Origin of the sequence: Pseudomonas sp. XK-1 (assembly GCF_038069885.1) — a bacterium.
Classification (GTDB): Bacteria; Pseudomonadota; Gammaproteobacteria; order Pseudomonadales; family Pseudomonadaceae; genus Aquipseudomonas.
On sequence record NZ_JBBPES010000005.1, the window covers coordinates 65,671 to 78,062 of the forward strand.

General features: G+C 65.0%; 10 protein-coding genes and 1 riboswitch. Of the genes, 5 read left to right on the forward strand and 5 right to left on the reverse strand.

The features are described 5' to 3' along the window. The first annotated feature begins 18 nt into the window (after positions 1 to 18). From WMW70_RS14120 to WMW70_RS14140, 5 genes are all read left to right on the forward strand, one after another. Positions 19 to 747 (forward strand): transporter substrate-binding domain-containing protein, encoded by a 729-nt coding sequence (locus WMW70_RS14120; protein WP_341438102.1) that lies wholly within the window; start codon positions 19 to 21, stop codon positions 745 to 747. Positions 748 to 764: 17 nt separating this feature from the next. Continuing rightward, the gene (locus WMW70_RS14125; protein ID WP_341438103.1) at positions 765 to 1,412 is read left to right on the forward strand and encodes a retropepsin-like aspartic protease family protein; all 648 of its coding nucleotides are present in this window, start codon (positions 765 to 767) and stop codon (positions 1,410 to 1,412) included. A 126-nt stretch (positions 1,413 to 1,538) separates the two neighbouring features. Further along, positions 1,539 to 2,159, forward strand: coding sequence for a GTP cyclohydrolase II (ribA, locus tag WMW70_RS14130; protein ID WP_339461066.1), 621 nt, complete (start codon positions 1,539 to 1,541; stop codon positions 2,157 to 2,159). Next, positions 2,156 to 2,572 carry an MFS transporter gene (locus WMW70_RS14135; RefSeq protein WP_341438104.1) on the forward strand — a complete coding sequence of 139 codons (417 nt, stop codon included), beginning with the start codon at positions 2,156 to 2,158 and terminating at the stop codon, positions 2,570 to 2,572. The genes ribA and WMW70_RS14135 overlap by 4 nt, the downstream gene beginning before the upstream one ends. Next, a complete protein-coding gene (locus WMW70_RS14140; RefSeq protein ID WP_341438105.1) occupies positions 2,572 to 3,369 on the forward strand; it encodes a helical backbone metal receptor in 798 nt (265 codons plus the stop codon). Before WMW70_RS14135 ends, WMW70_RS14140 begins: the two co-directional genes overlap by 1 nt. A 53-nt stretch (positions 3,370 to 3,422) precedes the next feature. Here WMW70_RS14140 and WMW70_RS14145 read toward each other — a convergent pair whose 3' ends face one another. From WMW70_RS14145 to WMW70_RS14165, 5 genes are all read right to left on the reverse strand, one after another. Continuing rightward, positions 3,423 to 5,312, reverse strand: a complete 1,890-nt coding sequence (locus WMW70_RS14145; protein ID WP_341438106.1) for a TonB-dependent receptor domain-containing protein — start codon at positions 5,310 to 5,312, stop codon at positions 3,423 to 3,425. A gap of 102 nt (positions 5,313 to 5,414) precedes the next feature. Continuing rightward, positions 5,415 to 5,629: riboswitch (cobalamin riboswitch) on the reverse strand. Positions 5,630 to 5,693: 64 nt separating this feature from the next. Next, positions 5,694 to 7,595 (reverse strand): 1-deoxy-D-xylulose-5-phosphate synthase, encoded by a 1,902-nt coding sequence (gene dxs / locus WMW70_RS14150; RefSeq protein ID WP_341438107.1) that lies wholly within the window; start codon positions 7,593 to 7,595, stop codon positions 5,694 to 5,696. A gap of 155 nt (positions 7,596 to 7,750) precedes the next feature. Then, on the reverse strand, positions 7,751 to 11,038 hold the full coding sequence (locus WMW70_RS14155; protein WP_341438108.1) for a carboxyl transferase domain-containing protein: 3,288 nt from the start codon (positions 11,036 to 11,038) through the stop codon (positions 7,751 to 7,753). Positions 11,039 to 11,229: 191 nt separating this feature from the next. Then, a complete protein-coding gene (gene ispA / locus WMW70_RS14160; protein WP_341438109.1) occupies positions 11,230 to 12,117 on the reverse strand; it encodes a (2E,6E)-farnesyl diphosphate synthase in 888 nt (295 codons plus the stop codon). Next, a complete protein-coding gene (locus WMW70_RS14165; protein ID WP_341438110.1) occupies positions 12,114 to 12,359 on the reverse strand; it encodes an exodeoxyribonuclease VII small subunit in 246 nt (81 codons plus the stop codon). The genes ispA and WMW70_RS14165 overlap by 4 nt, the downstream gene beginning before the upstream one ends. Between the last annotated feature and the right edge of the window lie 33 nt (positions 12,360 to 12,392).

Consider the following 12,392-nt stretch of genomic DNA (forward strand, 5'->3'; position numbering starts at 1 on the left):
ATCATTGAGAGGTGGCGCATGGGCCGCAGATGCTGGATCTTGCTCGTCGCGTTACTGGCCTGTTGCTCCGTGCAGGCCAATGCCTCAATGCCGGAACAGGTGCGCATTGCCAGCGAAGTGTGGGAGGGCCACACCCATGCCGACGGTACGGGCCTGGCGTGGGATATCATGCGTCTGGTATTCGAGCCAGCCGGGGTGGCGCTGCAGATCCAGAGCGTGCCCTACACCCGTTCCATCGGTCTGGTGCAGCGCGGCGAAGCGGATGCCTGGGTCGGTTCTTACCTCAACGAAGTCGACGACGGGGTGTTCTACCCGCGCCTTCCTTACGATGCCGATCAGATTGGCGCTCTCGGTCTGACGGAGCAGCCGCTGCCCAGTCTGGCCAACCTCGGCGAGTTCCGCCTGGTGTGGATCCGCGGTTATGAGTACCAGCGCTATCTGCCAAACTTGCGCGATTACCGCGAAGTGCAGCGCCGTAGCGGTATTCTGGCCATGCTCGACCTTGGTCATGCCGATTTCTATATCGATGCGCTGACCGAGGTCGAGGAGCTGCTGGCCACCACCAGTGCTCCGCAACGTTACCGCTCGACCGTCCTGACCGCGCTGCCGCTGTACCTGGGGTTTGCCGATAATCCGCGGGGTCGGGCGCTGGCCGAGCTCTACGATCGGCGCATGGAACTGCTGCTGGAAGAGGATCGTCTGCGTGAGGTCTTTGTGCGCTGGCAGCAACCCTATCCCTTCGATTAACCGCCACGAGAAGCCGTATGCAGGGTATCAAGTGTTTCATTCTGGGCTGGTTGCTGCTGGCCACCAGTTGCGTCTGGGCCGCTCCCCAGGTGCGGGTTGTAGGGCTTTTCCCAGGAGCTGCGGTGTTGAATGTCGATGGCCAGCGCAAGCTGGTCAAGGTTGGCCAGACCGGCCCCGGTGGAGTGGTGGTGGTCAGTGCCGATAGCCGTGGCGCGGTGCTGCGCGTCGATGGCGTGGAGCGCAGCTATGGCCTGAGCCGCGAGTACAGCGAAGGCTTTGCCGCGCCGGTGAAGAAGCAGTTCAGCATCGCCAAGGGCATCGGCGGGCATTACTGGGTTGCCGGCTCGGTGAATGGCCAGTCCGTGCAGTTTCTGGTCGATACCGGGGCAACGTCGATAGCCCTCAATGATGGCCATGCCCGCCGCCTGGGTATCGATTATCGGGTCAGCGGTAGGCCGCTGCAGGTCAGCACGGCCAGTGGTACGGTGCGTGGCTGGCAGGTCAGTCTCGATCGGGTCAAGGTCGGCGAGCTGGAAGTGCTGGGCGTCGACGCCGTGGTGCTGGAGGGCGGTTCGCCCACTGAAGCCCTGCTCGGCATGAGCTTTCTCGGCCGGATTGGCTGGCGCGTCGAGCAGGACGTGCTGGTGCTGGAATCCAAGTATTAACCGGCGCGCCGCGCCGGCCGCTGGTTCGATCCTTATCATCGGTAATTCAGGCTGACCCGCTGGTGGGGCCTGCTGTTACAATGCACGTCTGAATTTATTGTTCATTTCTCTTCTTAGGAGCATCCGGTGCCCGTCGTATTCGTCGCCGCCTCCCAGCTGCCTACGCCCTTTGGCGTGTTTACCATGCATGGCTTCCTCGAAACGGCCTCCGGTAAGGAACACGTCGCCCTGACTTATGGCGATGTGGCCGATGGCGAGCCGGTATTGGGGCGCCTGCATTCCGAGTGCCTGACCGGCGACGCGCTGTTCAGCCTGCGCTGCGATTGCGGCTTTCAGCTCGAAGCGGCGCTGCGCGCGATTGCCAGCGAAGGCCGCGGCGTATTGCTTTACCTGCGCCAGGAGGGTCGTGGCATCGGTCTGCTGAACAAGATCCGCGCTTACGAGCTGCAGGACGGCGGTGCCGATACCGTCGAGGCCAATGAGCGCCTGGGCTTCGGGGCCGACCAGCGCGACTACGCGATCTGCCTGCCGATGCTCGAGCACCTGCGGATCAAGGCGCTCAAGCTGATGACCAACAACCCGCGCAAGGTCAAGGCGCTGGGCGATATGGGCATCAATGTGGCGACCCGGGTGCCGTTGCAGATCGACCACAATCCGCACAACAAGAAGTACCTCGCGACCAAGGCCGGCAAGCTCGGGCATATGCTCGGCAGCCTGCACCAGGGCGAGGTCGAGGAAAGCCTGTGACCCGCAGCGAAGTGCGCCGTCGTCTGGCGCTGGCCTGGTGGCAGCAGCTGGCGCTGACCCTGGCTCCGCTGTTCGTGCTCAACCTGCTGTTCGGCGCGGGCCAGCAAACCGGCGTGCTGACCATGCCGCTGTTTATCGCCGGGGTCGCCTCGATGTTTGTCAGCCTGCCGCTGTTCAGCACCTACAAGCGTGCCCTGGTGGCCACTGAAAAAGCCCTCGACACCCCGGATGAACACGATGCCTGGCTTGAGCTGGCGCGTGTGCGGCGTACCGCCTTCCTCGGTGCTGGCCTGCCGGCCTGGATCGCCGCGTTTGCGGTGTTCGCCGGGCTGGAGGCGATTCCCCTGATCCTGCTGGCGTTGTCCAGTGTGGTGTTGTTGTACCTCTACCGCATTCCCCGCCAACTCGGCTGATGCGTGCCACCACGCTCTGTCTGATGCTGTTGCTGGCCTGGCCAGCAGTGGCGGTCGAGCGAGTGGTCAGCCTGGCACCGTCGCTGACCGAAATAATGCTGGAGCTGGACGCGGGCGACTTGCTGGTCGGCCTGCTCGATGGCGGCGAGCGCCCGCCAGCGGTGGCGCAGCTGCCCTCGGTGGGGCGCTATGGCCAGCTTGAGCTGGAAAGCCTGCTCCAGCTGCAGCCCGATCTGGTGCTGCTCTGGCCGGACAGCATCGGCAGCGCCCAGCGCCAGCAATTGCAACGTCTGGGCATTCCCCTGCTGATCGTCGAACCGCGCAAACTGGCCGATTTGGCGGAGAGTTTCGTCGAAATCGGCGCACGTATTGATCGCGTCGAACAAGGCCGGCAGTTACAGCGAAAATTCAATGCGGGGCTGGCCGAGTTGCGTCGGCGCTATCGGCGCGAGCAGCCGCTGGCGCTGTTCTACCAGCTCTGGGATGTACCGCTGTATACCATCGGTGGCCAGCAGATCATCAGCGACGCCCTAGGTGTCTGCGGGGCCGAGAATATCTTTGCCGAGCTTGCCTTGCCTGCGCCGCAGGTCAGCGTGGAGGCGGTGCTTGAACGCAACCCCGAGGTGATTCTAGCCAGCACGCAGCGCCAGCTAGACGCATGGCGCATCTGGCCGGGTGTGGCCGCGGTTGAGCGTGAGCAGTTGTGGCTAGTGCCTGATGAAGGCCTGGAACGGCCGAGCTTTCAGATGCTGGGGGCGCTGCAGCAGCTGTGCGAGCAGTTGGCTGAGGCGCGCTGAAGCCCGGATTACATCCGGGCCACGTTCAGGCTGCAGTCCACCTCGATAGCGTCTTAAAGCTCAGGCGTCCAGGTCACGGCAAACAGCGCGGTGCGGCCTTCGGTGTTGTAGCCGAAGCGTCCGTTGTTTGTGCTGTAGGTCGCCTCGGCATAGTCCTTGTCGAAGAGATTGTTCAGTTTCAGGTCGAAGGCCACTTCCTCGCTGGCTTGCCATTTGCCGCGCAGGCTGAGCAGGCCGTAACCGCCCAGCTCGCGGGTGTTGTCGGCATCGTCATAGCGACCACTGACCGCGCGCCAGCTGGTACCCACGGCAAACTCACCGAACTGGCGATCCAGGTCCAGGCTCAGCGTGCGTTTGGCGCGGCGGGCGAGGGTGTGGCCAGTGTCGCGATCCCGCGGGTCGATCAGGGCGAGTGCCAGGTTGCTCTGCCAGCCGAACAGCTCCTGCTTGAGCGCCGCCTCGAAGCCATTGATGCGGGCGGTCTGGACGTTCTGCGGAATGAAGTTCTGGTCGAGAACAATCGCGTCCTGCAGGTCGATACGGTACAGCGACAGTTCCAGTGCGCCGGTTTCGCTGTAGCGGCTGCGCCATTGGGCTTCGTAGCTTTTGGACGTTTCCGGCTCTAGGTCCGGGTTGGCACTCGGGAAGCAAAAGCCGCTGAAGCAGAAATCCGGGTAGTACAGGTCGTTGAAGGTCGGTGCGCGGAAGCCTTCGCTGTAGGACAGGATCAGATCATTGGCGGCGTTGAACGGTACGGTCAGCGCGGCGTTCCAGCTGTTCTCACTGCCGAACTGCTGGTTCTTGTCATGGCGCAGGCCCAGTTCGGTCGAGAAATCTTCGGCGCTGTAGCGGTGCTGAATAAATGCCGCCTGGTTCCAGCGCGAGTCCTCAGTAAAGGTCTCGCTACCCGTCACTCGATCTTCATACCAATCGGCACCCAGCAGCACCTGGTGGCGCTCGTTGAGCGCCACGGTATTCACCCAGTTGATCGAGTCACGGTAGGTGTTGAAACTGTAGAACGCGTCGGCGCTGGCTTGTGGCTGATCGTTGCCGGTGTCGCGCTTGTCCTCGCTGTGACCGATTTCCAGGCGACTGTTCCAGGCTTCGCTGAGGTTGGCGTCGATGTAGCTGGACAGGCTGCTGAGCTGGAAGTCCGTCGTAGGCAGGGAGGTGCTGAAGATGTCCTCGAACTCGGCCTGGCCACGCTGGTCGAGGGCACTGAAGCCTATCTTCAGGTCGTCATCGAATTGGTGCGATACATTCAGGCTCAGCGACTGATTGCGGTAGGCATCATCATCGCCATTGGCCCCGAAGTTGTCGCGGGTGGCGTCGATGCCCTGGGTTTCATCGAGTGCTGCACCCAGGTTGAAGCGGGTTTGCCCGTCACCGCCGGACAAGCCAAGGCTGCGCTCGAAGGTCTGGTTGCTGCCGGCACCAAGGCGAACATAGGGCTTGAGTCCGGCACCACTGCCTTGGCGGGTGAAAATCTGCACAACCCCGCCGATGGCATCCGAACCATAGAGCGCCGAGCGCGCGCCACGCACCACTTCGACCCGCTCGATCTGTTCCGGGCTGAGAAACTCCAGGCTGCTGGTGCCACTGGAGGCAGCGGAAATACGTTGGCCGTCTACCATTACCAGGGATTGCGCGGTCGAGGTGCCGCGCATAAACAGGCCTGTCTGGCTGCCCGCGCCGCCGGTACGGCTGACGCTGACGCCGGGGACGCGTTCGAGTAGTTCCGCCACGCTGCGCACTTGCAGGCGCTCGATGTCCTTGCGGGTAAACACCGTGGTTGCAGCAGTCGCCTGCTGAACCGGTTCGGCGTGCCGCCCGGAGGTCACGATCAGCGGCTGCAACTCGAGTGAGTCGACAGGGCTGGATTGATCAGCATGGGCAGCCAGCGGCAGCAGCGCCACAGCCAGAGCAAGACGGGACAATTTCATTGGAGAATCCTCAAAAGACAGAAAAACTTTCGAGGAGGGCAGGGACAAGCACCGGGCAAGGAGGCGATAGCCAGCGCTTGACGGTGATGCCCTCCGCAACACCAGTCACTTTATGCCGAGGCAGGTCTCCGGGCTGCCGACTGCCTTTCCCACCTTCCCAGGCGCACCCAGTGGTTTTTGAGAAAGGCTGCGCTTGCGCGCTGTCGGTTACCGTTGCGGGGGCAGCGCAGGCCTTGCGGCTGTCGAGTCGACAGCGGCGCACCTGCTTCCCTTTTCACGCTGCTGGTTTGGCAGCGACCTCGGACAGATAAAACGTCGCGCACCTTAAGGCGCTGCGAGTAGAAGCACAAGCCGCTCGCCTTAGCGGGCGGCGCGCCTAGATTATTGGGGCGTTTCCAGCTGCGCCAGGCGTTGGCGTACTGCCGCCTCGATGCCGGCAGCATCCAGGCCGCACTCGGCGAGCATCTGGCTCGGCTTGGCGTGCTCGACGTAATAGTCCGGCAGGCCCAGGTGCAGCAGCGGCTTGAGGATATTCTCGCGGGCGAGAAACTCGCCGACCGCACTACCGGCACCGCCCATGATGCTGTTCTCTTCGATCGTCACCAGCAATTCGTGGCTGGCCGCCAGCTGGCGCACCAGAGCCTCGTCCAGGGGTTTGACAAAGCGCATATCGACCACTGTGGCGTCGAGTGTTTCGCCGACCTTGAGTGCTTCACTCAGCTGCACGCCGAACACCAGCAGGGCGATCTGCTGGCCTTGGCGACGGACGACGCCCTTGCCGATTTCCAGTGGCTCCAGACCCGCTTCGATGGCGGCATTGGGGCCGCTGCCGCGTGGGTAGCGCACCGCCGCCGGGCCATCGAACAGGTGGCCGGTGCTGAGCATGCGGCGCAGTTCGTTCTCATCGCTGGGTGTCATCACCAGCATGCCGGGGATGCAGCGCAGGTAGGACAGGTCAAAACTGCCGGCATGGGTCGGGCCGTCTTCGCCGACCAGACCGGCGCGGTCGATGGCGAACAGCACGTCAAGGTGCTGCACGGCCACGTCGTGGATCAGTTGGTCGTAGGCGCGCTGGAGGAATGTCGAATAGATTGCCACTACCGGCTTGGTGCCGTCGCAGGCCATGCCCGCGGCCAGGGTTACCGCATGCTGTTCGGCGATGGCCACGTCGAAATAGCGCTCGGGGTATTGCTCGCTAAAGGCCACCAGGTCGGAGCCCTCCTTCATCGCCGGGGTGATGCCGACCAGGCGCGGGTCCTGCGCGGCCATATCGCACAGCCATTGGCCGAAGACGCCGGAGTACTTGGGCCCGCTCGCCGGCTTCGGGGTGGCGTCGGGCTTGACCGGCTCCAGCTTGGTGATGGCGTGGTAGCCGATGGGGTCGGCTTCGGCCGGGGCGAAGCCCTTGCCCTTCTTGGTCACCACGTGGAGGAACTGCGGGCCGTCGAGGTCGCGCATATTGCGCAGGGTGGCGAGCAGGGTCGGCAGATCGTGGCCGTCGATCGGGCCGACATAGTTCCAGCCCAGCTCCTCGAACAGGGTGCCGGGCACCAGCATACCCTTGGCGTGCTCCTCGACCTTGCGCGCGATCTCCCAGGCACCGGGCAGGCTCGAGAGGATCTTCTTGCTGCCCTCGCGCATGCTGGCGTAGGTGCGGCTGGAGATGATCTTGGCCAGGTAGTTGGACAGCCCGCCGACGTTCTTGGAGATCGACATGTCGTTGTCGTTGAGGATCACCAGCATATTGGCGTTGACGTCGCTGGCGTGGTTGAGCGCCTCGAAGGCCATGCCGGCGGTCAGCGCGCCGTCGCCGATCACCGCCACCGCCTTGCGCCGCGAGCCTTGCAGGCGCGCGGCGATGGCCATGCCCAAAGCGGCGCTGATGCTGGTGCTGGAGTGGCCGACGCCAAAGGTGTCGTACTCGCTTTCCGAGCGGCGCGGGAAGGCGGCGATGCCGTCCTTCTGGCGCAGGCTGCCCATCTGTTCGCGGCGGCCGGTGAGAATCTTGTGCGGATAGGCCTGATGGCCGACATCCCACACCAGGCGATCATCCGGGGTGTCGAAGACATAATGCAGGGCAACGGTCAGCTCGATCACGCCCAGGCCCGCGCCGAAATGTCCACCGGTCTGCCCGACCGTATACAGCAGGTACTGGCGCAGTTCGTCGGCCAGGGTTTCCAGCTCGGCCTCGCCCAGGCGGCGCAGCTCGTCCGGCGTGTTGGCACGGTCTAGAAGGGGCGTCAGCGGGCGCTCACGGGGAATCGCGTGGAAGGTCGTCGGCATCAGGCAGATCGTTATAGGTGTAAAAGATGCGGCAGTTTACCCGAAGCGCCGGAAACTGCCCAAACATGGTTCGGCTCAGCGCAACCGTGGCCCGGATCTAGTTCGGGCCATGTCGGCCAGAGCGCCCGGATTGTATCCGGGCTACGTCGAACCTGTTACCAGGTGTCGATTGAGCGCTTCTTGCCTTCGCGTGGTGCGGGCCGTGGCGTGGCATTGAGCCCGCGCAGCAGCCAGGCGCGGGTTTCCACGGGGTCGATCACCGCATCGATCTCGAGAAAACTGGCCATATTGATGCCCTTGCCGTTCTGGTAGGCCTTGGCCACCAGCTTGTCGAACAGCTGCTGGCGTGCCGCGGGCTCTTCGATGGCCGCCAGCTCCTTGGCAAAACCTAGGCGCACCGCTCCCTCCAGGCCCATCGCACCAAACTCGGCGCTGGGCCAGGCGATGGTAAACAGCGGCGAGTGGAAGCTGCCGGCGGCCATGGCCTGGGCCCCGAGGCCGTAGCCCTTGCGCAGCACCACGGTGAAAAACGGCACCGTCAGGCTGGCGGCGGCGACAAACATGCGCGACACATGGCGCACCGTGGCCTGTTTTTCCGCCTCCGGGCCGACCATAAAGCCGGGCGTATCGCACAGTGACAGCAGCGGGATATCGAAAGCGTCGCACAGCTGCATAAAGCGTGCGGCCTTGTCGCCGGATACCGCGTCGATGGCCCCGCCCAGGTGCGCCGGGTTGTTGGCCAGCAGGCCGAACGGCTGGCCCTCGATACGGATAAAGGCGGTGATCAGCCCCGGGGCGAACTGGCGGCGCAGTTCCAGCACCGAGTCGCGGTCGGCCAGGGTGTCGATCACCTGGCGGATGTCATACACCCGCAGGCGGTTTTCCGGGATCAGCTGGCGCAGCTCGCGTTGATCGGCGCAGTCCCAGTCGTTGAGTGCGCCCTGAAAGTAGCTCAGGTACTGCTTGGCCACCCGCACCGCCTCGGTTTCGTCGGCCACTTGCACATCGATCACCCCATTGGGCCCCTGCACGCTGAGCGGGCCGACCTGCTCCGGCTTGAAGCTGCCCAGGCCGCCGCCTTCGATCATCGCCGGGCCGGCCATACCGATAGTGGCGTTGTCGGTGGCGATAATCACATCGCAGCAGCCGAGCAGGGCGGCGTTACCGGCAAAGCAGCGCCCGGAGACTATGCCGACGGTGGGGACCAGCCCGGACAGGCGCGCCATGCCGACAAAGGTATGGCAGTCCAGGCCGGCCACGCCGACGAAGTCGCTATCGCCGGGGCGGCCGCCACCGCCCTCGGCAAACAGCACCAGCGGCAAGCGCCACTGGGCGGCGAGGCCGAGCATGCGGTCGGTCTTCTTGTGGTTCATCACGCCCTGGGTGCCGGCGAATACCGTGTAGTCGTAGGCGATCGCCATGCAGCGTCCGGCCTGGTTGCCGAACACCTCGGCATTGACCGTGCCGGTACCGGCCACCAGGCCGTCGGCCGGGCTCTGTTCGATCAGCTCCTCCAGCGAGCGCCGACGCCGTTGCGCGGCGATCGCCAGTGCGCCGTATTCGCTGAAACTGCCGTCATCCAGTAGGTCCGCCAGGTTCTCGCGCACGGTGCGCTGGCCGGTCTTGCGCCGTTTGGCCACGGCCTGGGGGCGGCGCTCGTCGCGGGTCAGCGCATGGCGTTCGAGTACTTCGGCCAGATCCGCGCGGATATGTTCAAGGTCCAGACTCTGTTCGTTTGGGCCGACGGCCGCATCGACCTCGGCAGGCTCAATAAACAGCAGCGGCTGGCCTTCATTGAGCGCGCTGCCGACCTGCACCGCCAGCTGGCGAACGATGCCGCTGTGGCTGGCCTTGACCACGAACTCCATCTTCATCGCTTCCAGCACGGCGATGCTCTGGCCGACGGCCACCGCATCGCCTTCGGCCACGTCCAGGCTGACCACCACGCCGGTGCTGGGCGTGGCCAGTGGCAGGCTGCCCGGCGGTGCATCCTGTGCCGGCTCGGCGCTTTGGCTGGCGGTCTGTGCAGCGGCAAAGAAGTGATGCGGATGGGCCTGGACTTGCGCGGCCAGCAGCTCGCTCAGCTGGCTTTCGACAAAGCGCGTGGTCAGCTGATAGCTCGCCATCTGGGGCAGGCGCAGCAGGTTCTGCAGCAGGTGCAGATTGCTCGCCACGCCTTCCAGGCGGAACTCGCACAGCGCACGGTAGGCGCGGCGCAGGGCGCTGGGGTAGTCCGGCGCGTGGGCGATCAGCTTGGCCAGCAGCGAGTCGTAGCTGGGGCTGACCGGGTAGCCGGCGTAGCCGTAGCCATCCACCCGCAGGCCTGGGCCGCTGGGCGGCTGGTAGGCGCTCAGGGTACCGACGGCCGGTCGGGTGCTGCCGTCGCTGCTCATGCTTTCCAGGTTGATGCGCAGTTGCACGGCGCAGCCATTGAGTGGTGGCGCTTGTAGCAGGCCGAGTTGCTCCAGTGTCTGACCAGCGGCCAGTTTAAGCTGGGTGTGCAGCAGGTCGACGCCGGTGACCTGTTCGGTGACGGTGTGTTCGACCTGGATGCGCGGGTTGGCTTCCATAAAGTAGAAGCGCTCGGGCTGCTCGGCATCCAGCAGGAACTCGAAGGTACCCAGGCCCTGGTAACGGGCGGCGCGTGCCAGTTGCAGCGCGGCTACGATCATTCGTTCGCGGGTGGCAGTGGGTAGGTCCGGGCTGGGGGCGATTTCCACCAGCTTCTGCTGGCGGCGTTGCAGGCTGCAGTCGCGTTCCCATAGATGGCTAACCGCGCCCGTGCTGTCGCCCAGCACTTGAATCTCGATATGCCGGGCCTGGCTGACCAGTTGCTCGATATACAGCGCGTTATTGCCAAAGGCGCTGTGGGCTTCGGATTGGCAGCGGGCAAAGGCCTCGTCCAGTTCGGCTGCACTGAATACCGGGCGCATGCCGCGGCCACCGCCGCCGGCCAGGGCCTTGAGCATTACCGCGCCATGTTCGGCGAGAAAGCCATGGGCTTCATCCAGGCTGATCGCTCGATTGATCCCCGCCACCAGCGGCACCGTGCAGCGCTCGGCCAATGCCCGCGCGGCGGCCTTGTCGCCAAACAGCTGCAGCACCTCGGCACTGGGGCCGACAAAGCACAGGCCGGCGGCCTGGCAGCGGCGGGCGAACTCAGCGTTTTCGGCGAGAAAGCCGTAGCCGGGGTGGACGGCAGCGCAGCCTTGCTCCTGCGCGATGGCGATCAGCTGGTCCATATCCAGATAGGCCGCGACACCTCGGCCCTTGAGCGCTACGGCGCTATCGGCCTGACGCACGTGCAGGGAGGCGGCGTCGTCCTCGGCGTACACCGCCACCGAGCGGATGCCCAGTTCACTGGCGGCGCGGGCGATACGGATGGCGATTTCGCCACGGTTGGCGATCAGCAGGGCGGCGAAGGGCGCGGTCGTAACGGGCATGGTGGCTCCAGATTGTTATTCTGCAGCCATCTTAGGCGCTCGGTGGGCGAGGTAAACCAAGCCTTAGCGGCTGAGGGTTGGGCTATTGATGCGGGTGATAAGAGGCGGGCTGATCGCGGGCATGGCCAGCGCCTACAGGGGGCATGAATGGTTGTAGGAGCGGGCTTGCCCGCGATGGGCATTTCGCTGGCTTAGCTGCGCCGTTCGACGATATAGCGGGCCAGTTCGCGCAGCGGCTCGGCGGCCGAGTCGAAGGGGCGCAGGGCGTGCAGGGCCTGGTCGCGCAGTTCCAGGGCATAGGCCTTGGCGGCATCGAGGCCGAGCAGGGCCGGGTAGGTGGGTTTGTCGTGGGCCTGGTCCTTGCCTTGGGTCTTGCCCAGGGTGGCGGTGTCGCTTTCCACGTCGAGGATATCGTCCTGCACCTGAAAGGCCAGGCCGATGGCGCGGGCGTAGCTGTGCAGGGCTTTCAAGGCATGCTCGTCGGCGTGTTCGCTGGCCAGGGCCCCCAATTGCACGCTGGCTTCGATTAGGGCTCCGGTCTTGTGCCGGTGCATGATTTCCAGGGCGCTCTGGTCGAGCCGTCTGCCCACCGAACCGAGGTCGATGGCCTGGCCGCCGACCATCCCGGCCGGCCCGGCGGCGCGGGCCAGGGTGCTGATCATGCTCAGGCGCAGCTGGGGGTTCTGCGGGTTGCGCCGGGCGTCGGCCAGCACCTCGAAAGCCAGGGTTTGCAGGCCGTCGCCGGCGAGTATGGCGCAGGCCTCGTCAAAGGCCTTGTGGGTGGTTGGTTGGCCGCGACGCAGGTCGTCGTCGTCCATGGCCGGTAGGTCGTCGTGGACCAGGGAGTAGGCGTGGATCAGCTCCACCGCGCAGGCCGCGCCGTCGGCCCGCTCTGGGTCACCGCCGAGGGCTTCGCAGGCGGCATAGACCAGCAGCGGGCGGACTCGCTTGCCGCCGTTGAACAGGCTGTAGCGCATGGCCTGGTAGAGCCGCGCCAGCTGTGGCTGCTCCTGGCCGAACAAACCGTCCAGGGCGGCGTCGACACGGCTTTGGCACTGCGCCTGGTAGGCCGCGATCATGCCAGACGATCCGCGTCGAAGGGGGCTTCCTCCAGCTCGCCGTCGCGCTCCATGAGCATCTGCACTTTCTGCTCGGCCTGGGCCAGGGCGGCCTGGCAGTCGCGGGTCAGGCGCACGCCCTGCTCGAAGGCGGTCAGCGAGTCTTCCAGCGACAGCTCGCCGTTTTCCAGACGCTCGACCAGGTTCTGCAGATCTGTCAGGGATTGCTCGAAGTCGAGCGCGGCTTTTTTGCGGGCGGCCATGGCGAATTTCTCGGGGCAGATCGGGGAAGTGGA

Bases quoted from the DNA above. Each gene is read 5' to 3' on its own strand.
- WMW70_RS14125 (WP_341438103.1), top strand. From the start codon at position 765: ATGCAGGGTATCAAGTGTTTCATTCTGGGCTGGTTGCTGCTGGCCACC.
- dxs (WP_341438107.1), bottom strand. From the start codon at position 7,595: ATGCCGACGACCTTCCACGCGATTCCCCGTGAGCGCCCGCTGACGCCC.
- WMW70_RS14155 (WP_341438108.1), bottom strand. From the start codon at position 11,038: ATGCCCGTTACGACCGCGCCCTTCGCCGCCCTGCTGATCGCCAACCGT.
- ispA (WP_341438109.1), bottom strand. From the start codon at position 12,117: ATGATCGCGGCCTACCAGGCGCAGTGCCAAAGCCGTGTCGACGCCGCC.
- WMW70_RS14140 (WP_341438105.1), top strand. From the start codon at position 2,572: ATGCGTGCCACCACGCTCTGTCTGATGCTGTTGCTGGCCTGGCCAGCA.
- WMW70_RS14165 (WP_341438110.1), bottom strand. From the start codon at position 12,359: ATGGCCGCCCGCAAAAAAGCCGCGCTCGACTTCGAGCAATCCCTGACA.
- WMW70_RS14120 (WP_341438102.1), top strand. From the start codon at position 19: ATGGGCCGCAGATGCTGGATCTTGCTCGTCGCGTTACTGGCCTGTTGC.
- WMW70_RS14145 (WP_341438106.1), bottom strand. From the start codon at position 5,312: ATGAAATTGTCCCGTCTTGCTCTGGCTGTGGCGCTGCTGCCGCTGGCT.